Below are 26,157 nucleotides of genomic sequence, written 5' to 3' on the forward strand. Positions count from 1 at the left end.
AACGTCCTTGTCGTTAAGGGTGAACTATGTCTCCCCTAGCGGCGTTATGAAGCAACTCTTTTATAACAAAATTATATAATATGGGAGGAATTATAGAATGAACAAAGGATTTTGCAAAAATTTAAACATCAAAAGTAAAAGTGAAAGAGAACTAGAGTTGATCTTAAATGACATTGTTAAAGGAATTAAAAGACCTGATTTAGAATCAGCAAAAAAAATGCAGGAAAGGCTTGATGCCAAGATTAAACCAATTAGAAGTCTAGGTGTGTTAGAGGATCTTGCTGTTCAGCTAGCAGGGATACAACGTACTGCATATCCTGAAATTAAGGGAAAAGCAGTTCTATTAATGGCAGGAGACCATGGCGTTGTAAAAGAAGGGGTTAGTGCAGCTTCACAAGAATTAACAGCTCAATTGTTTAATAGTTATTTGAGTGGAGTAGGAGGGATTAACGTATTAGCTAATCATGCAGGTGCAAAATTAATATGTAGTGATATAGGTATGGCTTGTTCTATTTATCCATCTGAACTTATGGTTAATCGTATAAAAAATGGGACAGATAATATTGCTGAAGGTTCTGCTATGACAAGAGAAGAGGCGCTTAGAAGTCTATTAACAGGTGCTAAAGTTGCTTCTGATGCAATAGAATCTGGAATAAATATTTTAGCAATAGGAGAAGTTGGAATTGGAAATACTACTCCAAGTGCAGCTTTAATCACTGTATTTACAGGCTGTAGTGTTGAAGAAGCTACAGGTAGTGGAACTGGGTTAAAGAAGGATGCTCTAAAACATAAATGTGAGATAATAAAAAAAGCAATTAAGATTAATAAACCTAATCATAATGACCCAATAGATGTTTTGACTAAAATAGGTGGATTAGAAATTGCTGCAATGGTAGGTGCAATTTTAGAAGCAGCTTATCAAAATGTACCAACAATATTAGATGGAATTATATCTGTTGCTGCTGCTCTTGTTGCAACAAGACTTAATCCTATTGTTGTTGAATATTTGATAGCTTCCCATACCTCAGAAGAAAAAGGTCAATTAAAAGCTTTGAAATATATGGGACTAGAGCCAAGATTGTTATTAAACATGAGATTAGGAGAAGGTACAGGGGCAGCACTAATGTTTCCAGTGGTTGATGTAGCATTGAAAATTGCAGATGAAATGGCTACTTTTGAAGATTCAGGAGTAACGACAGGAGATTTTTAGAAAATTAGTTTTTTATAATTTGAATTAAATTTTGCATTATGATAATATACCTTTATAAGTGAGGAGGTACTTGATGAAAAATTTTATTATTGAGGATGATTTTTGGGACTTATTCCCTAATGCAAAAATTGGAGTTGTTATTTGTCATGGTATAGATAATTCTATAAATGATAAAGAACAATATAATGACATGCTTTCAACGTCAGAGAAAGAAGCGTTAAATTATTTACAAGATTCTAATTTTAGCAATAACGAAGTTATAAAAGTATGGAGGGAAGCTTTTCAAAAGTTTAAAACAAAGAAAGGCGCAAGATCGTCAATTGAAGCATTATTAAAACGAGTTTATAATGGAAATCATATAGGTACTATTAATCCGTTGGTTGATATTTATAATTCTATTTCATTAAAATATGCATTGCCTTGTGGTGGAGAGGATATTGATACTTTTGTTGGAGATATAAGATTAACAAAGGCAGTTGGAGGAGAGAACTTTGTTACATTAGGAAGTGATGAAAATGCACCTCCATATGAAGGCGAAATGGTATATAAAGACAATGAAGGTGCTATTTGTAGATGCTGGAATTGGCGAGAATCAGTAAGAACAATGCTTACTGAAAATACAAGAAATGCATTTTTGTGTATTGAGTTAGTTGATGAAAAAAGATTAAAAGAGTTTGAGAATGCTTTAAATGATTTAGCAAGATTAGTTAAAGACAATCTTGGAGGAACAAATAGAATTTCGATTCTAGATATTAATAATAATAAAGTTTCAATCGATTAATTATAAGAGGGCAAAGGTTTATGAGAATTGAGAATTCCTTTAAATGCAATTGAAAAGATGACAATTAAGTTTATGTGAGGGGATTTTTATAATATTGGAAAAGATCCACTTAAAAATTATGAACGCAATTAAAAAAGAATATTTGTAGTATTGAATAAGATTAATTAAAAAAGGCTCCGTTCATATGACGGAGCCTTTTTAATAAGTGCTATCTTGATTGTTTATAAAATTTAATATTTCTTATAGCGCACCTTGAAATTAATAATAAAAGATGATATTTTATTATAATTATAATAAATCTAAAGGTTGGAAAGATTATGGTTTTACAATATAAAAAAAAATCCCCTCATATTTAGAGGTAAAAAGAATATAAAAGATGCATCAGTATATTTAATTTTACTGATGCATCTTTTTAAAAATTAATTAGCTTTCTATTTATTACTTATTCACTTTTCCTGAATTGTGTCAACAATCATAGCAATTGCTTGATCTCCTGATACATTACATGCTGTTCCAAAACTATCTTGTGCAATGTACAATGCAATCATCAATGCAAGCATTGGTTCTGTAAATCCTAGAACTACTTCTAAAACTCCTAAAGCTGCCATTACAGCACCGCCAGGTACTCCAGGGGCAGCAACCATAGTGATGCCCAACATTGCGATAAATCCAGCAAAAGCACCCAATGTTATAGGTAAACCGTTTAACATCATTACAGCTAATGCACATGTAGTTAATGTAATAGTACTTCCTGATAAGTGAACAGTTGCACATAATGGAACAACAAATTCTCTTATGCCTTTTGAAATGCCCATTTTTTCAGAGCAGTTTATGTTAACAGGGATAGTAGCAGCAGAAGATTGTGTTCCTAATGCAGTTACATAACCAGTAATCTGAATTTTTAAACATTTGAAAATATTTTTCTTGCTTATAGTACAACTAACTATGAATTGAATAAAAATCATTATCATATGCATTGCAATAACAATTAAGAATACTTTCCAGAAAACTGAAAAAACTGTTGCTACTTGGCCTGTGTATGTCATGTTTACGAATACGCCAACTATATATAATGGAAGTAAAGGTATAATAATGCTTTCTATTACTTTAGAAATTATTGCTTGAAAATCCTCTGCAGCTTTTCTAAGAGGTGCGCTTTTAGTTACTGAAATTCCTAAGCCTAATATAAATGCCATTAACAACGCTGTCATTACTTGCATTACAGCGGGCATTTCAACTATGAAGAAAGGCTCTAGGCCTGCTGCGGCTTCAGCTATACTGCTTGCTGATTCAGCAGTTATTATAGAAGGTAGAAAACTTATGCCAATAAAATATGCTGAGAATCCTGAAATAAGTGTAAAGCAATAAGCCAATCCAACTGTGATCCCCAAAAGTTTGCCTGCGCCGGTACCTAATTCAGCAATACCAGCTGTTACAAATCCTAAAATAATCAAAGGAATGATAAAGTTTAAAAAGTTACCAAATATAGAAGTGAAAGTTACAAATATTCTGTCAAGCCACACTGGTGCAAAGCTTCCTAGAATTATACCAAAGATGATACCAAGGATAATCTTTGGTATAAGACCTAATTTGAAATTTTTCTCTGTCATGTTTAATCTCCTCAATTTTAATTTGAGTGCCTAACGGATACATGCAGATGTATCCGTTTTGAATACACTTCGTATGTATTGCTTACAATTCGCATGCACATTGTATCATTATTTAACAAGTATGTCAATACAATTTGCTAAGAATTGCAAGCAAATTCATTTTAGGTTTGCATTTAAAATGTTAAATTTGACAATAATATAACAATAAGTTCATATAATTTTTAATAAATATTGACTTTATTCAGTTTAATGATAACAGCATCTATTTTTATGATGGGAGCTAGTTTAACAGTTTCAGGGTTGCTTCTATCAAGTGGATTAAATCTTTAAAAATCCCTATTGACATTGACGTAACGTCAAGGTGTACAATTATCTTGTCAGGAGGTGAAGATTTGGAATATACAGTACAAAAGTTAAGTGGTTTAGCAGGTATAAGTACAAGAACTTTGAGGTATTATGATGAAATTGGGATTCTTAAGCCTGCAAGAATTAATTCATCAGGGTATAGAATTTACGGACAAATGGAGGTTGATAGACTCCAGCAAATTATGTTTTATCGTGAACTTGATGTAAAATTGGAAATTATAAAAAAAATATTAGAATCACCTGGTTATGATGCTGTAACAGTATTGAAGGGACATCATGAAAAACTCTTAGATAAAAGAAAAAAGCTTGATTTAATAATTCAAAATGTTGAAAAAACCATATCTATGAAAGAAGGAGGAAATATTATGTCTGATAAAGAAAAATTTGAAGGCTTTAAGCAAAATTTACTTGATGAAAATGAGAAAAAATATGGTAAGGAAACACGTGAAAAATACGGCGTTAAGCAGGTTGAAAAATCTAATACTAAGTTCAAAAACATGACAAAAGAACAATATGATGAAATAGAAAAATTAGGAAACGACATACTTAAAACCTTGAAGGCGGCAGTAGAAACAGGTGACCCTGCTGGTGAACTTGCACAAAAAACAGCAGATATGCATCGTAGATGGCTATCATACTTTTGGGACGATTATACAAAAGAAGCTCATGTTGGAGTTGTTCAAATGTATGTTGATGATGAAAGGTTTTCTGCTTATTATGATAAAGCGGTATCAGGCGCTACTGTTTTTTTAAGAGATGCAGTCAAAATTTATACAGGTATATAGTTATCGAAAACAAGGTAAAATAGAAAGAAACTAAAATTAAAGACAGTCCTCATTTTTCTAATTGTGAAATTGGGGACTGTCTTTAATTCTTCATAATAGATACAATCTCTATCTTCATATTTTTATAATAATGAATAACTTTTTCGCATATAATTTAGAGAATCATATTGATATTAGTAGTTGATAAAAATGAGTCTAAAAATATATTAAAAGAAGTTGCGCAATGTGAAGGTTGCGAAGACTCAGCAATAATTGGGAGTTTTGTTAAAGGTGGTATTCAATCCATAGTATTCATGGAAACACTTATTGGAGGAAAAAGAATAATTGGACCATTAGAGGGTAATATGTTACCTAGAATATGCTAATATAATTGCTGAGCTATAAACATCTAAATAAAGTGTCGATTGATTTGTAGGTCAGAGGAGGACTATATATTTTAAGGAACATTTTGCATCATAATTCGTCTTAATAATTAAGAACTTTTATTAAAGAGGAAAGGTGATGTCGCTATGAAAAATAAACTAATTAGAAATACTATATTAACGATTTCGTTAAGTTCATTATTAGCTGTTCCAACATATGCACAGGATATAAGGGCAGTTCCTATATTAGCACAGGATATAGATGTTGTACATTGGTCTGAAACTTATCTAGAACAATTATCAAAAAAATTCGAAGTAGATGAAATATTTAAGGGTAAAAATCTAAATGATTCAATATCTGTAGGAGACTTTAAAAAGGTTATTAAATTAACAATTGACAAGGATTATGAAAATACACGGGAATCAATGTCTAGAGAGACAATAGTTTATGAGCTTACTAAAATTTGGGCTGAAAAAACAGGCAAGGACTTAGATAAAATTCCAATAATAAAAATGTTAATTTATTCAGACACAAGTGATATAGACATTAGATATCAAAATGGTATATACGTTGCTTATATGTATAATATAGCAAAAGGCAAAGAAGGAAGAATCTTTGATCCAAAAACAAATGTAACATATGGTGAATTAGCTGTATTGATTAATAATACATCTAAAGCAATTGAAAAAGAATTAAATTTAGATGCTCAACCAATAGCTGAAGGCAGATATGAAACTAAAGGTAATTATGAACTACAAGATGATAAAGTAATATTTAATTTTGAATTAATGAGTCACTATACAGAAGCACAGGAGTTGATGTTTGGCTCAGGACAGCAATTTGAATTAACTATAACTGATGAAGATGGTGAAGAAGTATATAGATTCTCTGACGGCAAGTTTTTTACAATGGCTCTTGTAAGTAAAACCCTTAATCCTGGTGAAGTAATAAAATGGCAGGATGAGTGGGACATGACTAATAAAGATGGAGAAAAGTTAACAACCGGTAATTACAAGGCTCAAATTAATGTAATGGTTATAACAGGTGAGGATGAAGAAATAGAAGAAGAACAACTTACAACAGTTATGAATTTTACTTTAGGCAGTGACTATGAATTAAATGAAGAAGGTATAATTAAATCTGAAGTTGCGAAAGAAGTTATCGAAAAAACAGCAGATGAGTTGATAAATGCAATAAAAGATAAAGATGCAGAAGAGATAGCAGATTATGTACATCCAGTTAAAGGTGTTAGATTTACTCCTTATACAACAGTTTCAACAGATAACGACTTAGTTATAAGTAAAGAAGACATGGTAAATTTCTTTGCTGATGAAAGTTCATATATTTGGGGATATTATGACGGCAGCGGAGAAGAAATAAAATTAACACCAAGCCAATATTATGAAAAGTTCATTTACACTGAAGATTTTATAAATGAAGCTGAAATTGGATACAATGAAGTGTTAAGTAAAGGCAATATGGTTGAAAATCAATTTGATGTATATGAAAATGCAATTGTTGTAGAATATCATATACCGGAAATCAATCCTGAGTTTGAAGGTCTTGATTGGCAAAGTTTAAGATTGGTATTTGAAGAACATGAAGGTAATTGGAAATTGGTTGGCATAATACACAATCAATGGACAATTTAATATATTCACTAAATAAAGGCAGACCAAATATGAATGGTCTGCCTTTATAGTTGGTATTTACTTACATGGTGAAACATTTTATGTAATAGGAAATTATGATATATTATATATATCATACCATCGCCTCGGCAATGCAAGCGAGCTTGCGCTGCACTCGGCTCAGATATGATATAATATTTTTAAATTTTTATTGCAACCTATTTTTAGGGATAGCGTCTAAATGGTAAGGAGGGTTGAAGGTGGCAGAAAAGTTATTGATTAAAAACTTAAAGAAAGGGCATGAGGATGCCTATAGACAAGTAATTGAAGATTACGGAAATAAATTATTGAGAACCTGCTACCTGATACTAAAAGACAGAGAGGAAGCGGAGGACATAGTTCAAGAAACCTTAATTAAGGTTTTTCAAAAGCTTAGAACATTTAAAGAAAATTCCGGACTTTATACATGGATTTATACTATAGCACTTAACTTATGTCGAGATAGATTAAGAAAGAAGAGAGAGATACTTTCTCTTGAAGATGAGTGGGTAGGCAGTGAAGATGTTGAGTCACATGTAGAAACTAATGTAGACAGAGAGCTGTTAAGGAAAGAGCTTTTTACAATTAATCCACTTTATAGAGAAGTGTTGGTGCTTTTCTACTTTGATGATTTTTCCATTAAGGAAATATCGAATTTATTGAATGAAAAGGAAGGTACAATAAAAAGCCGGCTCTCGAGGGGTAGAAATATTTTAAAGGAAAAGTTGCTGAAAGGAGGACAGTTAAATGGAGAATAAAGATAAACTTGGATTAGAAATAAAAGGTATTATGGAAGAAGAAGCATTTAACGTGACTTTGTCTCAGACAACTGTTGATAATATAGTAAAACATAAAAAGAAAAAATTATCACATAAAATAAATGATTTTTTAAATAAAGAAATTGAAATACCTTTGGCACCGTCAATAATTGGTTTAGCGGCATTGCTTTTAATTACAATTATTCCAAAAGATGTCCTAAAGTCACAAAATGAAAGAACTATAGATTTTGGTGGTTCTCAAGTAATTGTTAGGGAAAGTTATGAGGTGAGTAAGAAATGAAAATAAAAATTAAAATAAAGACATTACTACTTCTTATAGTTATATTCGTAATTACTTATATCTGGGCTATTCCTACAGCAACTCTTAGTATTGCTAATTATCTTGAAAAAAAGAACTCAGACAAAGCATTCCTTTTTTTTGAAAAATATGCTTCATATCCTACCACATCAAATATAAAGGGAGGGTATCTTTACGTAAATAACCTTATAGAAAGTTTTTCTAAGTATACAATCTTTTTTAATGGATGGGGTGGAGGAGAAGATACAAGTCCTGAAAATATTACAAAAGCTAAAAGTTTACTTGAAGATGTTATGAAGGAAAACCCTGATAATGAAAGCGAAAAAGAATATTATATAGATTCCTATAAAATGCTTCTTGACTTGGCAATTGCTACAGGTGATGTTGATTTGCTTCAAAAGTGGATTTCATTTGGACAAAAATCAAAAGAAGAAAAAATAATTTATACAGCTGATATTTATAATGCATTCTTATTTCATGTAAATGGAGATAGAGAAAGTGCTGAGAAAATAATTGAGATATATGATAATCAATACCCAACTGATACAATGTTTGATATATTAAAAGCTGAAATAGCCACTTTTGATGGAAATTATGAAGAAGCCGAAGGATTATATGATAACGTAAATAAAACACATTGGCAATTAAGGGAAAAAAATCCTTTTGGTTCAGGAAGATATTATGATAGAAGCTTTTGGTTTGAAAGAGTAATGAATGATTTCAAAGGTGATAATAAAATAAGAGGTACGGTAACCTATGAGGGAAAACCAATGGCTTTTGTTCAAATATATGTGCAAGAAGCAGACGGAGGATTCAGTAGCGGTGGAGAAAATTATATTGGAATTACAGATGAAAGCGGGAAATTTGAAACCTTAGGTCTTAAAGATGGAGTTTATAATATTGGAATTGGTGTAGATGGTTCACTTCTTACTAATAGGGTGCTTCAGCGTTCAAATTATAAACAATTTGAACTTAATGGAGAGGACGGAGAAATTCATTTTGTATTTAATAATACTCTAAAAGTAAAAACACCTGTCCATGGTGATAAAATTTCAGGAGATGAATTCACAGTTTCTTGGGACGAAGTAGAAGGAGCAAAATATTATACAGTTGAACCGGTTATATTTTCAGAACCATATGGAAAAAGTGGCAGTAGTTTTCGCTCACCTGTTATGGATAAGAATGGCGAAACTCAATTTACAGATACTTCAGCTACATTTAGTATAGAATCCTTAAAGGAACAGCCAAGCGGACTAACTTTTGAGGGAGAAGAAATGCTGCTTGGTCCTCATGCCATACTTGGATTGTTTTTGCCTGGTGTTGAGTACCCCATAGTTGTAAATGCATATGATGAGAATTACAGCCTTATAACCAGCTCATTGCCATTAAGAACCTATTATGATGAGGTTCCAAGTATCACAGTGGAAGGTAAACTTACTGAAGGTGAAAATTTAATCCTTCAAAAAAAATATCCTGAAGCAATAGAGTTTTATGAAAATAAACTTAAAGATAATCCTAAAGATTTAGAAAGCTTAAGATACCTTACAAAAATATACGGAATTGGTTGGAAAAAGGGAGAAAAAAATCTTGAAAGAGCAATAGAATTAGGATTAAGATATACTGACATTACTAAAAGTAATAAGTTATTCTATGAAATTCTTAAGGATATGGAATTAGGAGAAATAAGGGAAAACAAAGATTTAGTGTATGCAACTTTAATGGAAGAAATGGAAAATATGGACGAATCAGGATACCGACTTTTAAGCAGATATTATATTGCCATAGAAAACTGGGAAGGTGCAAGAGAAGCACTACAAAAATTCGAAAGCTATGTTCCGGATAATCTTTTTTATCTTAATATGTATTTTGGCAACTATATGGAGGCAATTGGAAATATCCAATCACAAACATTCTATAATGCAAAAATGTCAACTATTAAAATCAAAGATGCGCTAACAGCTCTTGAAAATAGCCCTCCTCAATTTAGTGATAAACAGATATTTAATGATTTTTTATTAAAACTTACAAATGGTATACATCATGAAGAGGGCAAGAAACTTTATGACGAAACTGTGAAACAAATTAAGGATATTAATATTAAAACAATACTTAATGAGATATATCTTGAAAGAAATTGGGACTAAACAATCTTGTAGATTGGCAACAAGTAAAAACCGGGTAAAACTTTATGAAGTAAAATAAAGAAACGGACCATTTTAATTTTATCAGAGTAATGACAAACCCGCTAAAAAGGCGGGTTTGTATTACTTATAACACCTTGGATACCATCCAATGGTATTATATGGAACAGTGAATTCAACTATTCCTGTAGAGTAAGGAGCTATTTCATATTGTTGATAATAAATAGTTAATCCTTGTCTTGTTAAGTAAAAACTATGTGGATTAAAATTCCTGATTATCAAACCTTTGTAATCTTCAAAATATATGCCTGGATTCTGTTGAATATTATAATTTGCTTGCCTAATTAACTCATCTGTAAGCAAAAGCCTATAGTCTGTTTCTAGTTTGAAAATATCGTTGAAAAATATCTGTTTCCCGCTGCATAAATCCCAGGTATAAGAGCTTCTGTCTGTGCTTCCGTGAGCACCACCTGTAAATTCGTATTTGTCAACATAACTACTTAAAAAACAATTTTCATTGTAGGTTATAGTATATTCCATGTAAGCACTAAAGCTGTTAAATGGAAAATTATTTTCCTGTGATTCATAATAAAATCTTATTGCTTGATAGTACAAATAATAAACATATCTCATATAATCATTCACTATCATGGCTATTTGATTGTTAATGAGCCATTCTGACATTTTGTTGTTTTTTATGGTTATTATCGGATATTTTATTGAAAGTACTAGTACATCAATATCATTATATTTATATGTTCTTTCGTATTGTTGTATGTATATGTTTGAATTGTAGCAGTTTTTCTTCATAAATATACCTCCTATATTATAATATGATTTATATAAATAAAGGTACTTAATTTGTTTTGAAGTATTATGAAGGTTTCAATTAACTTGTATTAAATATTAGTTTGTGATATTATTTTTGTAAAAATGAAATTGGAGCAAAGATTATTTTCTAAAAATAGAATTTTGATATTGTTGAATACTCCTTCAGAAATTTTGCAACCATCAATAGAATATTTATCAATCATTTTTTTAGGTTTTCCTTTTTTAGTTCTTTATAATTTTTATAGCTCAATGTTGAGAGGAATAGGAGACAGTAAAACTCCCCTTTATTCAATAATAATATCTTCTATTATTAACATAATTTTAGATATAGTATTGATAAAGGTTTTTAATTGGGGCATTAAAGGTGCGGCAATTGCTACAGTTACGGCGCAAATAATTTCGTGTGTTTATTTAATTAATTTTATTAATAAAAACCATTCAATATTTAAAATATTATTAAAACAAAATTATATAGATAAATTACTATTATTAGAGTGCTTAAGATTAAGCTTACCTAGGGTTATTCAATCAACAATTGGTACCTTTGGATCATTATTATTACAAAATATTATGAACTCATTTGGAGTTTACGTCGTTACAGCAATTACAACTGCTTATAAAATAGATACTTTGACTATTCTGCCGATTATTAATATATCTATCGCAATTTCAATTTTTGTTGGGCAGAATGTTGGAGCTAATCAAATGGAAAGGGCAAAGGAAGGATTAAAAAATGGGATGATTATTATTCTTATTTTATCTGTAATTGTTACATCCTTTGTTGTTTTTGCAGGCTGGCATTTTATGAAGGCATTTGGAGTATCTGATGAAGTTGCTAATATAGGTCAGCGTTTCTTCTACATTTGTGCATTTTTTTATCCTGTATTTGGATTGCAAAATGCATATTCCTCATTTTTGCAAGGCAATAAAGATGTGGTGTATACTTCAGTAGGTAATATAATGATGCTTGCTTTGAGAATATTTTTATCATATTCTTTAGCAAAAAAACTAGGTAGTGATGTTATAGCTGTTAGCGAATCAAGTTCTTGGGTTTTAGGTGTAATTATTTTCTACCTAAGATACAAAAGCAATCGGTGGATGATTATAAATAGCAAGTATAACAGTAGTAATTGTGCCTGTCCTAAGCTAAGTAAACACGAGGGATAAAAATTATTCTCAGGATATAAATAATACAGAGACTGAGAAGCTATTCAAGTGATTTCATTAAAGGTTAATGAAAATGCAATAATTGAAAAAGAAGATGTTTTAAATGACATAATGAAGAAACATAAAATAACAAAACCACTAATTAAGAATATGTACTGACCCCCATATGTTAGACCTAGAATTCTAACATATGGGAGGTCAGTTTTTTATGGCAAAATATAGTTCCAAAGTGTCTAAGCCAAAGGAAAGCAAACTTACAAATATTGAAAGCAATAATTTAGAGTATTTAAAACAACTTGAAGATGAAAATTTATGGTATAATATAAGTATATAAATCGATAGAATTTAAAAGGAGTGAATAAATGCCAATTACAAATACCTTTATAGTTCCTCATCCACCATTAATAATTCCTAAAATTGGAAGAGGCCAAGAGAGTAAAATAGAAAAAACAGTAAGGGCCTATGATTTAATTGCTAAAAAAATCGAGGAATTAAAACCTGATACAATAGTTATTACTACACCTCATTCAATAATGTATTCTGATTATATTCATATATCACCTGGGAAAAGTGCAAAAGGAGATTTTAGAGAATTTGGAGAACCTGATGTTAAATTTGAAATTGAATATGATGTTGATTTTGTAAGTAAACTATGTAATTTTGCAGATAAGGAAGAAATTCCTGCCGGAATACTAGGGGAAAAAAGGAAATCATTAGACCATGGCACTATGATACCATTATATTTTATCAATAAATATTATAAGGATTATAAAATTGTTCGCATTTCTATTTCGGGTCTATCATTAATTGAACATTATAATTTTGGAAAATGCATAGCAAAAACAGCTGACGAAATAAATAAAAAAGTAGTTATGATAGCAAGTGGTGACTTATCACATTCTTTGAAGGATGAAGGACCTTATGGTTACACAGAAGAAGGACCAACCTTTGATAGAGAGGTTACTTCAGTTATGTCTAATGGTGATTTTTCTAAATTTCTAGAATTTAATGAAGATTTCTGCGAAGCTGCTGGTGAATGCGGATTACGTTCCTTTATTATTATGACTGGAGCTTTAGATGGTATGTCTATAAAGCCAAAACTTCTTTCGTACGAAGGACCATTTGGTGTTGGTTATGCAATAGCTTCATTTGAAACTTTAGGAAAAGATAAAAGTAGATTTTTTGGTGAAATTTACAAGAAAAATGAAGAGGCAAGATTAAAGGATATTATGTCAAATGAAGATGAGTATGTAAGTTTAGCAAGAAAATCACTGGAAAATTATATAATTAATGAAAAAATGATTAATAAATCTAATGACCTGCCTGGAGAGATGACTCGGAAAAAAGCTGGTGTTTTTGTATCATTAAAAATGAATGGACAACTTAGAGGATGTGTTGGTACAATAATGCCTACTACAAATAGTATTGCTGAAGAAATAATTCAGAATGCAATTAGTTCCGGCTTAGAGGATCCTCGGTTTAATCCTGTTACTAAGAATGAGTTGAGTAAAATAGAATACTCGGTGGATGTATTGGGAGAAAAGGAGCCTGTTGATTCAATAGAAGAATTAAATCCAAAACGATATGGTGTCATTGTAACTAAAGGAAGAAAAAGCGGCTTGCTTTTGCCTAATTTAGAAGGTATAAATACTCCAGAAGAACAAGTTAGCATTGCCCTTAAAAAAGCAGGAATTGAGCATTATGAAGAATATGAAATGGAAAGATTTGAGGTGGTTAGACATAAATGAGCAAAATAGAATGTAAAATATGTCCCCATAACTGTAAACTTAATGAAAATCAAATAGGAATATGTAAGGCAAGAAGTAACATAAATGGTGAGATAATTGCGATAAATTATGGAATGGTTACAGGTATATCCCTAGATCCTATTGAAAAGAAACCACTGAGGAAATTTTGTCCAGGCAGCAAAATTTTATCTGTAGGTAGCTTCGGTTGTAACTTAAAATGTTCATTTTGTCAAAATCATCGAATTTCTATGGTTGGAAAGGATGAATCAAGTTACCAATACATAAAGCCAGAAGATTTGGTCAAAGCTGCCATAGATTTAATACCAGAAGGTAATATTGGCATTGCTTATACATACAATGAACCTCTTGTAGGATATGAGTATGTTAGAGATTGTTCGATTATAGCAAATAAAAATAATCTTAAAAATGTTGTAGTAACAAATGGTTGCTTTTGTGAAGAACCAATGAAAGAGATATTGCCCTATATAGATGCTCTTAATATAGACCTTAAAGGATTCACTGATGAATTTTATAATAATATTGGAGGGAATTTTGAGGCAGTTAAGAATTTTATTAAACTTGGAGCAAAAACCAGTCATATAGAAATTACTACACTTATAATACCTGGTGAGAATGATAGTGAAGGTGAAATAAGAAATTTATCTAATTTTATTGCTTCCATAGATAATAATATACCGTTACATATATCTAGATTCTTTCCAAACTATAAAATGAATGATAAAAGTGCAACTAATATATCTTCTGTATACAGTCTTTCTAATATTGCACGAGAAAAGCTTAATTTTGTTTATGAAGGGAATTGCTAATAAAATTTATTTATGGATATAAACAGTTTCTTTTTTATTGACAGAATTGTTTTCATATGATACTCTATGACTGTAAAAACAATTACAGTCATAGAGTTTGGAGGAGAATTATGGCAACTGCATTTAGTGATAATGAAAAAGAATTGATAATAAAAAAATTAGATGAGATATCACAGGAATGTTTGTTAAAATACGGGGTTAAGAAAACTACTGTTGATCAAATTGTTAAAATGGCAGGAATATCAAAGGGATCTTTCTATAATTTTTATTCCAGTAAGGAGATTTTATTTTTTAAAGTACTAGAAGAATACCAAAAATCAATTATTAGTGAATTAGTAAGTAAATTAAAGACAGAGGACAATATAGGAGTTGATAAATTCACAGAAATGATTTATGAATTATATCAAAATGTAAGGCAATCATTTATTATGAATATAATTCAAAATCAAGAGTTTGAATATCTTATAAGGAAGTTACCTAAGGAACTTCTCATCAATCACCATTCACTAGACGACTTATTCTCAAATAAGATTTTTTCTAATATAAAGAGTAAAGATGATATAAATATGAATGTTGTTACTGCTTCATTAAGGGCAATTTTCTTAAGTATGATTCATGTTGAAGAAGTTGGTGAAAAGGATTTTGATGAAGTACTAAAGTTTTTGATAAAAGGTGTTGCTAAGCAGATAATCATGGAGGATTTTACTAATGATTGAAATTATTAATACTACCAATTTGACAAAAATTTATGGGAAAGTTCATGCTGTTGACAGTGTGAATTTATCTGTCAAACAAGGAGAAATATTTGGGTTTATTGGCCTAAATGGTGCAGGTAAAACTACTACAATTAGAATGCTATTAGGTATGATATCTCCAACATCAGGTCAATGCTATCTTCAAGGGAAAAGGGTTAGTGCAGGTAATATAAACACATGGCGTGATGTAGGATATATTGTAGAAACACCGTATTCATATCCTGAATTAACAGTAAGAGAAAATCTAGAAATTGTTCGAAAGTTAAGAGGAATTGATGATAAAAGCTGTGTTAATTGGATAATAAATAAGCTAAAGTTAGAAGAATATGAATCAAAAAAAGCTAAATATCTTTCACTTGGAAACGCACAACGGTTAGGTATAGCAAAAGCAATTATTCATAAACCTAAAATTTTAATACTTGATGAGCCCACAAATGGATTAGATCCTGCCGGTATTGTTGAAGTGCGTCAGTTGTTACTAGATTTAGCAAAAAATTCGAGTGTAACAGTATTAGTTTCAAGTCACAAATTAGATGAAATTTCAAAAATTGCTTCTAATATAGCTATTATACATGAAGGAAAATTAGTTAAAGAAATAGATGTAAAACAACTTGAGAATCAGTTAAAGAAATCACTAATATTGGATGGAAAAAATAGAATAGCGATGAAAACAATTCTTTCTAAAGCTGGATACAAAGCTAATGTTCAAGGTGAAAGTTCAGTTAACGGATTTTTCTCTATACAAAATGATGATGCTGTACGTAACCCCGAGAAAATTGCTACTTTACTTGTAAATGAAGGTTATCCTCCAACATTATTAAAAGTTGAGAAAGAAGATTTAGAAATGTATTTTTTAAGAACTATTAAAGAGATTGGGGGAGAGTTAAAATGAATAAGATATTAATCGGTATTTCAGTGGAAAGTAAAAAAATTTTTCGTTCTAGAATACCTTTGTTAACTACGCTTGCGCTTACAATGGTTCCATTCGTAGGAGGATTTTTTATGTTTATATTAAAAGATCCTAGCGTAGCACAAAAATTGGGTTTTATTTCTGCAAAGGCACAAATTATAGGAACTGCTGATTGGCCTTCATATTTAAGTCTCCTAGCTCAAGCAATTGCTATTGGTGGATTATTAGTATTTGGATTTATTATAAGTTGGATTTTTGGAAGAGAATATTCGGATAGAACGATAAAAGACTTACTAGCATTGCCAATATCAAGAAATATTATTGTATTTTCTAAATTTATTGTGGCAGTTATATGGTGTTTATTTCTTTCCTTGTATGTATTAGTTTTAGGCTTAGTTGTTGGTAAAATGGTTGATATACCTGGTTGGTCATCAGATATATTAATACAAGGTACTTTTGTTTTTATTTTTTGTTCCATGCTCACCATATTACTATCTACACCAGTGGCTTTTTTTGCAAGTATTGGGCATGGGTATCTATCTCCTCTTGGATTTATGGTATTTACTCTTGTGCTAGCGCAAATTGTTGCAGCAACAGGTTATGGACAATTTTTCCCATGGTCTATTCCAGCACTTGCAAGTGGTATTATAGGAAGTGATAGCGTTATGATTGAAGATGTCAGTATAATTATTGTACTTTTAACTAGTTTATTTGGGTTATTAGGTACTATATTTTGGTGGAGATATGCGGACCAAGGCTGAAAATATAAAAGTAAAGTTAAGAAGGGTGGTGTTAGTGTATAATGCAAATTAATAGATTGTTTGAAATTATATATCTACTACTTCAAAAAGAAACTATTACAGCTAAAGAACTTGCCGATAAATTCGAAGTGTCAACAAGGACAATTTATAGAGATGTAGAAACACTGTCTTCAGCAGGCATTCCAATATATATGAGTAAAGGCAAAGGCGGAGGTATTTCCTTATTGTCTGATTTTGTATTAGATAAAACTGTTCTGACAAATGAAGAAAAAGAAAATATACTTTCCTCGCTAAGAGCAGTTGGGGAAGTAAATTTAAGTGAACAAAATCTAGCATTGCAAAAGTTTAGCAGTCTATTTGGTGAGTCTTATGTTGATTGGATAGAAGTGGATTTTTCTTCTTGGTATAATTTTGGTGATGAAACTATAATTTTTCAAACTTTAAAAAAAGCAATATGTAAGCGAAAAACAGTTTCATTTCAATATTCTAATGTAAAGGGTGAGCAAAGTTCTCGACAGGTAGAACCTTTGAAATTATGTTTTAAAGGTGGAGCATGGTATTTGTATGGATATTGTAAAGCAAAGTTAGATTATCGATTTTTCAAATTAAGACGTATGAAAAATTTAGAGATGACTAATGATATGGTGGAGCATAAAGCTCCTAAACGCATATTAAAATCTGACAATCATTTTAAGGAAGAATATTTGCATTTAAAGCTACATCTATCTTCGAAAATGGCATATAGAGTTTATGAAGAATTTGAACATTATGATAAACAACCAGATGGCAGTTTTATTGTAGAAATAGACTATCCCAAAAACAAGTGGCTATTTTATTATATTTTATCTTTTGGTAGCCATTGTGAAGTTTTGGAGCCAATTAGAATTCGGGATGAAGTTAAATTACAACTGCAACAAATATTAAAACATTATGAATAATATGACATGCTGTTGTCATATATAGACTGATATAATTACCTTAAAAAATATTAGGAGGTAGTTATATGAAGTATGAAATTGTAAATTTAAAAGAAAAAATTATAGTAGGTGTTAGTGCTATAACATCAAATAATTCATCTGAAATGGGTGCAATTATTGGTGAACTTTGGGAGAAGCTTTATCAAGGTGGAGTAAATCAAAGCATCAAAAATAAGGTAAATCAGTATGCAATCGGATTATATTCAGATTATTCAGGTGACCAATATACTGTTACAGCCGGCAATGAAGTTTCTGTAGCAGAAAATAAAGAACTTACAGTGAAAATCATTCCTGCAGGAAAATATGCAAAGTTCTCTGTTCAAGGAAATATGGTTACTGCAGTAGCAGAGGCTTGGAATGAAATTTGGAAAATGAATTTAGATAGAAGTTTTACAGGAGACTTTGAAGAATACCTTAACAGTGATTGGGAAAATGCAAATATTGATATTTATATTGCGCTAAAATAATTTATGGAAAAATAGGAGTATTTTCATGCATTACAAAGAGTATAAATCTATTCTTTCAGCTAAAAACGGAATTAATATATACAGGGGTTGTAGTCATGGTTGTATTTATTGTGATAGCAGAAGTAGTTGTTATCAAATGAGCCATGATTTTACCGATATCGAGATAAAGAAGGATGCACCTATAATGCTTGAAAATGCATTGAAACGCAAACGTAAAAAATGTATGATTGGTACAGGCTCAATGTGCGACCCATATATTCATATTGAAGAAGAAATTATGTATACCAGAAAATGTTTGAAAGTTATAAATAAATACAGTTTTGGGTTATCGATATTAACGAAATCAAATAGAATTTTACGTGATTTGAATTTGCTTAAAAGTATCAATGAAAAGTCAAAATGCGTTGTGCAAATGACGCTTACTACTTATGACGAAGATTTATGTCGTATTTTAGAGCCTAATGTTTCCACTACAAAAGAGCGTTTTGAAACATTGAAGATACTCCATGAAAATGGAATACCAACAGTTGTTTGGTTATCTCCTTTTTTACCGTTTATTAATGACACTGAAGAAAATTTTAGAAATCTCCTTAATTGCTGCATTGAGGCTAAAGTTTATGGAATTATGTGTTTCGGCATTGGAGTAACATTGCGTGAAGGTAATAGAGAATATTTTTATCAAAAACTAGATGAACATTTTCCTGGTATGAAACAAAAATATATTAATTCATTTGGAAATTCTTATGAATGTCTAAGTGATAATAATGATAGACTTATGAAGATGCTTTATTTGGAATGTAAAAAGCATAATATCTTATTAGGAATAGATAAAGTCTTTAATTATTTAAAGTTATATGAATACAAAAATGCTTATGAACAGATTAGTTTATTTTGAGAAACGTTAATAATGACCGTGTAAAGTTTTTATAATTATACACGGTCACTTATTGGTAATTGAAATTTATAATGTTATTATAATAAAATTATTTACATTTTAAGATATAAGATTTCAATCAGTATTATTTGACACTTCTATTGGAATTACATAACATATATTATCACAACATGTTACGCTTATTCCCCCATAAATATATTCTAGTATTACAAGATTATCTCTAATGTCTAAAATTCTACCTGCAGTACCAAAATACGTAGGGCATATAAATTTTATAAATACATATCTTCCTTCATAATCACGCAAAAGTCTATCACAAATGTTACAATAGTTATCATGTTTACTCATGTGACATCTCCTCCTCTTGTAAAATACCTTGTACAGAATTAAACAAACTTTGTCTTTGTTTAACCATAGTTTCTATATTAATAACTTTATCTGTATCAGTAGCACCAGCTACTCCGCAGTCAAATATATATATCTCAAAAATATCATCACAACAACCAGTAAAAATTACATTTCCGCCTCTTATAGAATCAAACAATCTTATAGTGTTATCATTAAATGATCTTTTGTTGATATATCCATCTATATAGATATGATCATTAGTATCACAGTTGCAGACTACACCAATTCTTACATATTGTCCTATATAATCTTTTAAAAAACAACAAAATGGACATTCCATAAGTCGTTATCACCCTTTCAATAAATATCAAGAATAAACAGTATACTCTAGAAAGCACATAGAAAAATTGAATTACATACTATCTATCTTCAATTCATAATATGTCCAAATTTATTTTTTGTTAATCTTTTCTAAAATTTAGTTATTGTTCTGAAATCTCCTCATACCTGTTTAGACATACAATTATTGAATAACAATAAATTAATATTGACATTCGAGATGTACTTGGTATAATTAAGATATATAGTCAGGGAGGGTTTAAATGTATAGAAATAGTTTTGTTCATTATGTAACAAAAATTTGTGTAGATATTCTTTTCATTGTGGGAATAATTTGTTGCGCAATTGTATTATTTTCAAAATCATGGTTAATAAAGTATTTTAACTTAACTAGTGAAATGATTGTACCTATGATTTTAGTTTTGATAACTTCAGGTTTAGCTTGTGTATACATTTTATGGCAGTTAAAAATTGTTTTTAAAACACTAATAGGCGGTAACCCATTTGTTTTAGAAAATGTTACATGTTTGCGGAAAATGGCAGTAGCAAGTTCTATAATAGCAATAATTTATTTAATAAAGTGTTTATTTTGGTTTACGATATCAACTGTTGTAATTGTAATAATTTTTGTTATAGCTTGTTTATTTTGTTTAACTCTCAAAGATTTGTTTAAACAAGCAGTATATTACAAAGATGAAAATGATTTAACAGTGTAGGAGGTAATTATGGCTATTGTAGTTCAGTTAGATGTAATGATGGCAAAGAGAAAAATAGGTCTTATGGAACTTGCTGAGAAAGTAAATATTACACCTGCAAATTTATCTATATTAAAAAATAATAAAGCTAAAGCTATAAGGTTTTCAACATTAGAAGAAATATGTAAAGTATTAGAATGTCAACCTGGAGATATATTAGAATATGTAAATAAATAAAATAGCGTAATTTAGAATTTAAATAGTTTCGATTGAGAGGTATAAGTTATATGTGTAACAATAATATTGAATTAGAACATATAGATATTAAAATAGTCGATTTGCCAAAGGAATTATTTGGATTTACTATTGCTCATATATCAGATGTACATATACCTAATAATATTTTAAATATTAATACTATATCTACTTTAATTGAAAATGAGAAACCAGATGTAATTGCAATGACTGGTGATTTAATATACAAGTATAAGGAAGTTGAAGAAGATAAATTAAGTAATTTTTGCTTCAATATATCTAAAATAGCTAAAACATATGCAGTAACAGGAAATCATGAATCTTGGAGTGATATAGAAAAGTGTTGTGAAATTATGAATTCAAATGGTGTTACAATAATAGATAATAAATTTGATTTTTATAAGAGAAATGATACATCCGTTCTATTTATGGGACTTAAAGAAGGAAGTAAATATTCTGATTTGAATTTTGATTTTGTAATTGAAAAAAAAGTACCTAAAATATTATTATCTCACCGCCCGGAATTACTCTGGGATTATAGTTCAGATTTAAATTGTATTAAACCAGATTTAGTTTTTTGTGGTCACGCTCATGGAGGACAATTTAGAGTACCTTTTATAAATAAAGGGATTTATTCTCCTGATCAAGGAATTTTTCCGAAGTATTCATCAGGATTATATTTTTCTAGTAATAAAACACAAATGGTAGTAAGTAGGGGGTTAGGGAATAGTACTTTTCCAATAAGAATAAACAATATGCCTCATATACCTATTATTAGGTTGAAATAAAAATATTTTATTGATAAAATTTTTAATAAAAAGAAGAGGGGTATATCGATATCTCGTTTAGAAGTTTCATTATTACAACGAGAAGCCCCTTCTTAAATTAATGGTAGAATTTTATGTTTTCCTATATAACTAATAACGGTGATTTCTTTCAGTAGCTTCCGCTTCCTCTTTGGTTTTATGAACTGTACTGTGTGGATGCTCAGGTGGTGCATAAATGGAGTATAATTTAATTGGTGTATTGCCTGTGTTAATCAGATTATGCCATTTCCCTGCAGGTATAATGAATGCAAAGTCATCATATACATTTTCTTCGAAATCTAACCTATCTTCTCTATCACCCATTCTTACAAGTCCTTGACCTTCTTCTATGCGTATGAATTGATCAACATCAGGATGCATTTCCAAACCTATATCATCACCAACATCGATGCTCATTAAGGTGAGTTGTAGATAATCTCCTGTCCATAAAGCAATTCGATAAGTATTGTTTTGTTTAGTAGCTTCCTCGATATTAATAACAAAGGATTCTGGTCCATAATCCATAAATTCAACTAATCCATTATTGTTCATTGGGTATTGCCAATTATTATATCTCCAATCATAACTTGGTTCATTTGTATAATACTGATTATTAAATTGATTTGAATATTTATGATTATACATTGGACCATTCATGTAATATTCATATGCTTTATAGGCATCATACATCATATTTTGGTTAAACCACGGCGGGTTATTGTAATATTGACATGGATATTTATTATAAGGGTTATACATATATTTCTCTCCTTTCATAAACTTATAATAGGCATTTGTTAAATGCCCAAACCCATTGATTTAGATGGGTTTAGTGTTAATCTTATATATAAATTTCTCTCCTGTTATGGTATAATGTAAGTACCAACAAACAAAAACTACAACAGGAGGAAACTTATGTCTATTAAATACTCTCAGCTAACACTTGCTGAAAATTTCAGTGAATGTCAAGATTTACTAACATCTGACACATCTACATTCTTCTCACTATTAGAAGAACATATTAATTTATGTGATTTCATACCAGTGGAATTTTACTGTGCTTTCCACTTATCAATAGGCAGAAAAAGGGATTATCCTTTAAAAGGATTTTTATCTGCTTTAATATTGCAGAAGATATTAACCATTCCTACTGATGCTTTACTTATCAATTTACTTTCTTTATGTCGCGAATTGCGTGATTTCTGTGGTTTTACAAAAGTGCCTGACGCCCCTATGTTTACACGTTTTAAACAGACCTTTATACCTCAATTAGAGCTTATGTTCTCTAAAATGGTTGACTATACTGAACCTATCTGTCAAGCTATCGATTCTACCCTTGCTTCAATTATTACACTTGATACTTCCGGAATTGAATTATATGTTAAAGAAAACAATCCTAAGTATTTGAATACTCTCATTAGACAGCTTAAAACTTACTATAAGAATAATCTTAACGTTGATCCATACAAAATGGCTTATGGTCTAATGCCTTCTCAAGCTACATCTTCTCCTGATGCTAAACAGATGTACATTAATGGTCATTTCTGTTATGCCGACAAATTTGCTATTATCACCAATGGTTTAGGACTTGTGCGTAATATTGCTTTCTTGGATGATGACTTCAAACAAAAGCATCAAGATATTGAAATTGACAAGAAATCCGATTCCCCTGACGAGGATAAATCAATCGGTGATTCTTCTGCATTAAAACCGGTTTTACAAGACTTCTTTGAACTTCATCCTGATTTTCACCCATCGACTTTTCTTGGAGATTCCGCCTTTGATACTATTGAAACCTATACTTTTTTAAAAGATGAATTTAATTTTAAAAAAGCAATTATCCCTTACAATACAAGGAATGAAAGTACTCTTAAAAAAGTTGGTTACAATGAATATGGTTATCCATTATGTCCAAATGACTCCTCTTTGGTTATGAAATATTGTGGGCCTTGCCGTGAAAAGGGTCGTGCCGACCGTATAAAATGGATATGCCCTAAAGTTCATATGGAAAGAGGTCAATTTGTTTGTAATTGTGACAATCCGTGCAGCACTGCCAAAAAAGGTAGAACTACTTACACTTATGAAAATATGAGTTTTCGTATGTTTCCAGGCTTACAACGTGATTCTGATGAATGGAATGAGTTGTATAAAATACGTACTGTTGTAGAAAGAGCCATTAACCATTTTAAAATGAACATGTGCATAGCCGGAAGAAAATCTCGTGACCATCTTACTACTAAAGCTGATGTGCTTATTGCAGGAATTGCTAGTCAATTCACAGCAATTATCGCACACAGATTAAGTTGTCCACAGTATCTTAGAAGTCTTAAACCACTAATTGCATAATTTCTTAATGCTTAAAGTTATTGATATTTCAATGTTCGTAGGTGTATTAAGGTTGCCCTTAAATCCAATTATTTCACTTGCTTTAACTTGTTTTTCTTTTTTTTTGCTATTTTTTATTAGATTCTATCAACAGTTATCAAAAAATCATTTTACAATTTCCTATAAACTTATAACATTATCTTATGCTTTTATTAAAGGAGTGTGCTTTGTCATAAAGCAAAAGGTAATATGAAATTTGGTAATTAACAAGAATGAGTTTTAATATTATTGTCAATTTTATTGAAATAAATGAAAAATAAGGTATAATATAATATGAAAACGAAAAAGTTGTGAATTATTAACTAGAGCTTTAGATTAGTTACTAGTTTATAATGGAATAAATTTTAAGAAACTAAAAAAACACCTAATTTATCTAAGATATAGCAAAGGATAAATACGGGGAAAGGAGGTACAAATGGAAAATGATAATGATATAGTCAGTAATTTTTTTCAAAAAAACATTAAGCTAAAATTATTGATTCAGGGAACAATTGTAGGAGCCCTTTCTGGTCTATTAATTGTATTTTATAGAATAACATTAGATAAAGCTGAATTGTTAAGACAAAATATTCTTAATTTTAACATTGAAAAAGTGTTACTTGTATTATTATGGTTTATTATTTTAATATCATTATCATATATAGTGGGGCGATTAGTAAAATCAGATCCATTAATTAGTGGTAGTGGAATTCCACAGGTTGAGGGAATTCTTTTGAAAAAAATAAAAATAAATTGGTTTCCTTTAATTGTTAGAAAATTTATAGGTGGAGTTATTTCTATAGGAGCAGGTTTATCTTTAGGAAGAGAAGGACCGTCTATTCAACTTGGTGCTGCTGTTGGACAAGGAGTTAGCAGAACTACAAAAAACAAAGCTGGAGAAAAGTATTTAATTACTTGTGGTGCAGCTGCCGGTCTAGCTGCAGCATTTAATGCACCTTTAGCAGGAATAATGTTTGTTTTAGAGGAAGTACATAAACATTTTTCCCCATTAATATTACTTCCCACTATGTCTGCAGCATTAACAGCAGATTTTATATCAAAGCAATTTTTCGGGTTAAAACCAGTCTTTAATTTTACTGGAATAAGTCTTTTAGGACTCGAAAATTATTTATTTATTATAGGTCTTGGTATTATTGTTGGTATTTTTGGTGCAATATATAATTTTTCATTAATAAAAACTCAAAATATTTATAAGAAGCAAAAGTGGCTTCCTATGAAATATAAAATAATGATACCTTTTTTAATTTCAGGAGTTTTGGTTTTTATTATGCCAGAAGTACTTGGTGGTGGACATCATTTAATAGAATCACTTATTCAAGGAAAATATACAGTTAAAGTTTTGTTTGTAATATTAGTAGTTAAATTTGTGTTTTCAATGATAAGCTATGGCTCAGGTGCACCAGGAGGGATATTTTTTCCTCTTTTAGTTTTAGGAGCACTTACAGGATCATTATATGGTATTGGACTTGTAAACTTGTTTAATCTTAATCCTGAGTATATTAATAACTTTATGATTTTAGCAATGGCAGGTTTGTTTTCAGCTATAGTTAGGGCGCCAATTACTGGCAGCATATTAATTACAGAAATGACTGGTTCTTTTTCTCATTTTCTTTCTATTAGTATTATATCACTTGTTGCATATATTACTGCAAATTTGCTTAAATCAGCTCCTATTTATGAATCTCTACTTGAAAATTTATTGAAGGATAATAGTAATAAAGAAAATGCTAATGATAGCAAAGAGAAGGTTTTATTAGAATTTTCAGTTTATTTAGATTCAGCGTTTGATGGTAAAGTAATAAAGGATATGAAACTACCTTCTAATTGTTTAATTGTTTCAATTAAAAGAGGAGAAGAAGAAATAATTCCCAAAGGCAACACTATAGTTAATTCAGGTGATTATTTGTATATTTTAGTTAATGAAAATGAAGCAGCATCAATTAAAGAAAGATTATCTATAATGAGTTGTCAATCTGTTATAGTTTAAT

28 protein-coding genes are annotated in these 26,157 nt (G+C 30.1%); 23 read left to right on the top strand and 5 right to left on the bottom strand.

What is annotated here, in order from left to right:
- Window positions 1-97 precede the first annotated feature (97 nt).
- On the top strand, window positions 98-1,210 hold the full coding sequence (cobT, locus tag U8307_RS09180) for a nicotinate-nucleotide--dimethylbenzimidazole phosphoribosyltransferase (RefSeq protein WP_326907202.1): 1,113 nt from the start codon (window positions 98-100) through the stop codon (window positions 1,208-1,210).
- Window positions 1,211-1,283: 73 nt separating this feature from the next.
- Window positions 1,284-1,991, top strand: a complete 708-nt coding sequence (locus U8307_RS09185) for a B3/B4 domain-containing protein (RefSeq protein WP_326907204.1) — start codon at window positions 1,284-1,286, stop codon at window positions 1,989-1,991.
- Between the two features lie 446 nt (window positions 1,992-2,437).
- Here U8307_RS09185 and U8307_RS09190 read toward each other — a convergent pair whose 3' ends face one another.
- Window positions 2,438-3,601 carry a dicarboxylate/amino acid:cation symporter gene (locus tag U8307_RS09190; protein ID WP_326907206.1) on the bottom strand — a complete coding sequence of 388 codons (1,164 nt, stop codon included), beginning with the start codon at window positions 3,599-3,601 and terminating at the stop codon, window positions 2,438-2,440.
- A gap of 392 nt (window positions 3,602-3,993) precedes the next feature.
- Between U8307_RS09190 and U8307_RS09195 the strand changes: the two genes are divergently transcribed.
- The 6 genes from U8307_RS09195 (at window position 3,994) to U8307_RS09220 (ending at window position 10,006) form a co-directional block, all read left to right on the top strand.
- Window positions 3,994-4,752: a MerR family transcriptional regulator gene (locus tag U8307_RS09195; RefSeq protein WP_326907208.1), complete on the top strand. Its 759-nt coding sequence runs from the start codon at window positions 3,994-3,996 to the stop codon at window positions 4,750-4,752.
- A gap of 167 nt (window positions 4,753-4,919) precedes the next feature.
- Window positions 4,920-5,117, top strand: coding sequence for a hypothetical protein (locus tag U8307_RS09200; RefSeq protein ID WP_326907210.1), 198 nt, complete (start codon window positions 4,920-4,922; stop codon window positions 5,115-5,117).
- A gap of 144 nt (window positions 5,118-5,261) precedes the next feature.
- Window positions 5,262-6,767, top strand: coding sequence for a BsuPI-related putative proteinase inhibitor (locus tag U8307_RS09205; RefSeq protein WP_326907212.1), 1,506 nt, complete (start codon window positions 5,262-5,264; stop codon window positions 6,765-6,767).
- Window positions 6,768-7,006: 239 nt separating this feature from the next.
- Window positions 7,007-7,543, top strand: a complete 537-nt coding sequence (locus tag U8307_RS09210) for an RNA polymerase sigma factor (RefSeq protein WP_326907214.1) — start codon at window positions 7,007-7,009, stop codon at window positions 7,541-7,543.
- A complete protein-coding gene (locus tag U8307_RS09215) occupies window positions 7,533-7,844 on the top strand; it encodes a hypothetical protein (RefSeq protein WP_326907216.1) in 312 nt (103 codons plus the stop codon). The genes U8307_RS09210 and U8307_RS09215 overlap by 11 nt, the downstream gene beginning before the upstream one ends.
- Window positions 7,841-10,006 carry a hypothetical protein gene (locus U8307_RS09220; protein ID WP_326907218.1) on the top strand — a complete coding sequence of 722 codons (2,166 nt, stop codon included), beginning with the start codon at window positions 7,841-7,843 and terminating at the stop codon, window positions 10,004-10,006. The genes U8307_RS09215 and U8307_RS09220 overlap by 4 nt, the downstream gene beginning before the upstream one ends.
- Window positions 10,007-10,126: 120 nt before the next feature.
- Here the strand turns inward: U8307_RS09220 and U8307_RS09225 are convergent, their stop codons facing one another.
- The gene (locus U8307_RS09225; protein WP_326907220.1) at window positions 10,127-10,813 is read right to left on the bottom strand and encodes a DUF3298 and DUF4163 domain-containing protein; all 687 of its coding nucleotides are present in this window, start codon (window positions 10,811-10,813) and stop codon (window positions 10,127-10,129) included.
- Between the two features lie 129 nt (window positions 10,814-10,942).
- On the opposite strand from U8307_RS09225, the gene U8307_RS09230 reads away from it, so the two are divergent.
- From U8307_RS09230 to U8307_RS09275, 10 genes are all read left to right on the top strand, one after another.
- Window positions 10,943-12,001, top strand: a complete 1,059-nt coding sequence (locus U8307_RS09230; RefSeq protein ID WP_326907222.1) for an MATE family efflux transporter — start codon at window positions 10,943-10,945, stop codon at window positions 11,999-12,001.
- Between the two features lie 208 nt (window positions 12,002-12,209).
- Window positions 12,210-12,335: a hypothetical protein gene (locus tag U8307_RS09235; RefSeq protein WP_326907224.1), complete on the top strand. Its 126-nt coding sequence runs from the start codon at window positions 12,210-12,212 to the stop codon at window positions 12,333-12,335.
- Between the two features lie 28 nt (window positions 12,336-12,363).
- Window positions 12,364-13,749 (top strand): AmmeMemoRadiSam system protein A, encoded by a 1,386-nt coding sequence (amrA, locus tag U8307_RS09240; RefSeq protein ID WP_326907226.1) that lies wholly within the window; start codon window positions 12,364-12,366, stop codon window positions 13,747-13,749.
- Entirely contained in the window at window positions 13,746-14,576 is an 831-nt protein-coding gene (gene amrS, locus U8307_RS09245; protein ID WP_326907228.1) for an AmmeMemoRadiSam system radical SAM enzyme, read from the top strand. The genes amrA and amrS overlap by 4 nt, the downstream gene beginning before the upstream one ends.
- Window positions 14,577-14,686: 110 nt before the next feature.
- Window positions 14,687-15,292 carry a TetR/AcrR family transcriptional regulator gene (locus U8307_RS09250; RefSeq protein ID WP_326907229.1) on the top strand — a complete coding sequence of 202 codons (606 nt, stop codon included), beginning with the start codon at window positions 14,687-14,689 and terminating at the stop codon, window positions 15,290-15,292.
- Window positions 15,285-16,223: an ABC transporter ATP-binding protein gene (locus tag U8307_RS09255; protein ID WP_326907230.1), complete on the top strand. Its 939-nt coding sequence runs from the start codon at window positions 15,285-15,287 to the stop codon at window positions 16,221-16,223. Before U8307_RS09250 ends, U8307_RS09255 begins: the two co-directional genes overlap by 8 nt.
- On the top strand, window positions 16,220-17,002 hold the full coding sequence (locus tag U8307_RS09260) for an ABC transporter permease (protein ID WP_326907231.1): 783 nt from the start codon (window positions 16,220-16,222) through the stop codon (window positions 17,000-17,002). Before U8307_RS09255 ends, U8307_RS09260 begins: the two co-directional genes overlap by 4 nt.
- 41 nt (window positions 17,003-17,043) lie before the next feature.
- Window positions 17,044-17,940: a helix-turn-helix transcriptional regulator gene (locus U8307_RS09265; RefSeq protein ID WP_326907233.1), complete on the top strand. Its 897-nt coding sequence runs from the start codon at window positions 17,044-17,046 to the stop codon at window positions 17,938-17,940.
- Window positions 17,941-18,005: 65 nt separating this feature from the next.
- The gene (locus tag U8307_RS09270) at window positions 18,006-18,446 is read left to right on the top strand and encodes a GyrI-like domain-containing protein (RefSeq protein ID WP_326907235.1); all 441 of its coding nucleotides are present in this window, start codon (window positions 18,006-18,008) and stop codon (window positions 18,444-18,446) included.
- Window positions 18,447-18,471: 25 nt separating this feature from the next.
- Entirely contained in the window at window positions 18,472-19,341 is an 870-nt protein-coding gene (locus U8307_RS09275; RefSeq protein ID WP_326907237.1) for an SPL family radical SAM protein, read from the top strand.
- Between the two features lie 114 nt (window positions 19,342-19,455).
- On the opposite strand, the gene U8307_RS09280 is transcribed toward U8307_RS09275, so the two are convergent.
- Both U8307_RS09280 and U8307_RS09285 read right to left on the bottom strand, forming a co-directional pair.
- A complete protein-coding gene (locus tag U8307_RS09280; protein WP_326907239.1) occupies window positions 19,456-19,689 on the bottom strand; it encodes a hypothetical protein in 234 nt (77 codons plus the stop codon).
- Window positions 19,682-20,029 carry a hypothetical protein gene (locus tag U8307_RS09285; protein ID WP_326907241.1) on the bottom strand — a complete coding sequence of 116 codons (348 nt, stop codon included), beginning with the start codon at window positions 20,027-20,029 and terminating at the stop codon, window positions 19,682-19,684. Before U8307_RS09285 ends, U8307_RS09280 begins: the two co-directional genes overlap by 8 nt.
- A 262-nt stretch (window positions 20,030-20,291) precedes the next feature.
- Here U8307_RS09285 and U8307_RS09290 point away from each other — a divergent pair, with 262 nt between their 5' ends.
- Genes U8307_RS09290 through U8307_RS09300 form a run of 3 tightly spaced genes read left to right on the top strand, consistent with a single transcriptional unit; the run spans window position 20,292 to window position 21,766 of the window.
- Window positions 20,292-20,744, top strand: a complete 453-nt coding sequence (locus U8307_RS09290) for a DUF2975 domain-containing protein (protein WP_326907243.1) — start codon at window positions 20,292-20,294, stop codon at window positions 20,742-20,744.
- Window positions 20,745-20,753: 9 nt separating this feature from the next.
- On the top strand, window positions 20,754-20,960 hold the full coding sequence (locus tag U8307_RS09295; RefSeq protein WP_326907245.1) for a helix-turn-helix domain-containing protein: 207 nt from the start codon (window positions 20,754-20,756) through the stop codon (window positions 20,958-20,960).
- A 50-nt stretch (window positions 20,961-21,010) separates the two neighbouring features.
- Window positions 21,011-21,766, top strand: a complete 756-nt coding sequence (locus U8307_RS09300) for a metallophosphoesterase (protein ID WP_326907247.1) — start codon at window positions 21,011-21,013, stop codon at window positions 21,764-21,766.
- Between the two features lie 129 nt (window positions 21,767-21,895).
- On the opposite strand, the gene U8307_RS09305 is transcribed toward U8307_RS09300, so the two are convergent.
- Entirely contained in the window at window positions 21,896-22,543 is a 648-nt protein-coding gene (locus tag U8307_RS09305) for a cupin domain-containing protein (RefSeq protein WP_326907249.1), read from the bottom strand.
- A 156-nt stretch (window positions 22,544-22,699) separates the two neighbouring features.
- On the opposite strand from U8307_RS09305, the gene U8307_RS09310 reads away from it, so the two are divergent.
- Both U8307_RS09310 and U8307_RS09315 read left to right on the top strand, forming a co-directional pair.
- Complete coding sequence (locus U8307_RS09310; RefSeq protein WP_326906634.1) at window positions 22,700-24,130, top strand: transposase; 1,431 nt, start codon at window positions 22,700-22,702, stop codon at window positions 24,128-24,130.
- 454 nt (window positions 24,131-24,584) lie between these two features.
- Window positions 24,585-26,156: a ClC family H(+)/Cl(-) exchange transporter gene (locus U8307_RS09315; protein ID WP_326907251.1), complete on the top strand. Its 1,572-nt coding sequence runs from the start codon at window positions 24,585-24,587 to the stop codon at window positions 26,154-26,156.
- The last annotated feature ends 1 nt before the right edge of the window (window position 26,157 follow it).

The organism is Sedimentibacter sp. MB31-C6 (assembly GCF_035934735.1).
Classification (GTDB): Bacteria; Bacillota; Clostridia; order Tissierellales; family Sedimentibacteraceae; genus Sedimentibacter.

Excerpts from the sequence above, each read along its gene's own strand:
- cobT (WP_326907202.1), top strand. The coding sequence starts at position 98 with ATGAACAAAGGATTTTGCAAAAATTTAAACATCAAAAGTAAAAGTGAA.
- U8307_RS09185 (WP_326907204.1), top strand. The coding sequence starts at position 1,284 with ATGAAAAATTTTATTATTGAGGATGATTTTTGGGACTTATTCCCTAAT.
- U8307_RS09190 (WP_326907206.1), bottom strand. The coding sequence starts at position 3,601 with ATGACAGAGAAAAATTTCAAATTAGGTCTTATACCAAAGATTATCCTT.
- U8307_RS09205 (WP_326907212.1), top strand. The coding sequence starts at position 5,262 with ATGAAAAATAAACTAATTAGAAATACTATATTAACGATTTCGTTAAGT.
- U8307_RS09215 (WP_326907216.1), top strand. The coding sequence starts at position 7,533 with ATGGAGAATAAAGATAAACTTGGATTAGAAATAAAAGGTATTATGGAA.
- U8307_RS09220 (WP_326907218.1), top strand. The coding sequence starts at position 7,841 with ATGAAAATAAAAATTAAAATAAAGACATTACTACTTCTTATAGTTATA.
- U8307_RS09225 (WP_326907220.1), bottom strand. The coding sequence starts at position 10,813 with ATGAAGAAAAACTGCTACAATTCAAACATATACATACAACAATACGAA.
- U8307_RS09235 (WP_326907224.1), top strand. The coding sequence starts at position 12,210 with ATGGCAAAATATAGTTCCAAAGTGTCTAAGCCAAAGGAAAGCAAACTT.
- amrA (WP_326907226.1), top strand. The coding sequence starts at position 12,364 with ATGCCAATTACAAATACCTTTATAGTTCCTCATCCACCATTAATAATT.
- amrS (WP_326907228.1), top strand. The coding sequence starts at position 13,746 with ATGAGCAAAATAGAATGTAAAATATGTCCCCATAACTGTAAACTTAAT.
- U8307_RS09250 (WP_326907229.1), top strand. The coding sequence starts at position 14,687 with ATGGCAACTGCATTTAGTGATAATGAAAAAGAATTGATAATAAAAAAA.
- U8307_RS09255 (WP_326907230.1), top strand. The coding sequence starts at position 15,285 with ATGATTGAAATTATTAATACTACCAATTTGACAAAAATTTATGGGAAA.
- U8307_RS09260 (WP_326907231.1), top strand. The coding sequence starts at position 16,220 with ATGAATAAGATATTAATCGGTATTTCAGTGGAAAGTAAAAAAATTTTT.
- U8307_RS09265 (WP_326907233.1), top strand. The coding sequence starts at position 17,044 with ATGCAAATTAATAGATTGTTTGAAATTATATATCTACTACTTCAAAAA.
- U8307_RS09270 (WP_326907235.1), top strand. The coding sequence starts at position 18,006 with ATGAAGTATGAAATTGTAAATTTAAAAGAAAAAATTATAGTAGGTGTT.
- U8307_RS09275 (WP_326907237.1), top strand. The coding sequence starts at position 18,472 with ATGCATTACAAAGAGTATAAATCTATTCTTTCAGCTAAAAACGGAATT.
- U8307_RS09280 (WP_326907239.1), bottom strand. The coding sequence starts at position 19,689 with ATGAGTAAACATGATAACTATTGTAACATTTGTGATAGACTTTTGCGT.
- U8307_RS09285 (WP_326907241.1), bottom strand. The coding sequence starts at position 20,029 with ATGGAATGTCCATTTTGTTGTTTTTTAAAAGATTATATAGGACAATAT.
- U8307_RS09290 (WP_326907243.1), top strand. The coding sequence starts at position 20,292 with ATGTATAGAAATAGTTTTGTTCATTATGTAACAAAAATTTGTGTAGAT.
- U8307_RS09295 (WP_326907245.1), top strand. The coding sequence starts at position 20,754 with ATGGCTATTGTAGTTCAGTTAGATGTAATGATGGCAAAGAGAAAAATA.
- U8307_RS09300 (WP_326907247.1), top strand. The coding sequence starts at position 21,011 with ATGTGTAACAATAATATTGAATTAGAACATATAGATATTAAAATAGTC.
- U8307_RS09305 (WP_326907249.1), bottom strand. The coding sequence starts at position 22,543 with ATGTATAACCCTTATAATAAATATCCATGTCAATATTACAATAACCCG.
- U8307_RS09310 (WP_326906634.1), top strand. The coding sequence starts at position 22,700 with ATGTCTATTAAATACTCTCAGCTAACACTTGCTGAAAATTTCAGTGAA.
- U8307_RS09315 (WP_326907251.1), top strand. The coding sequence starts at position 24,585 with ATGGAAAATGATAATGATATAGTCAGTAATTTTTTTCAAAAAAACATT.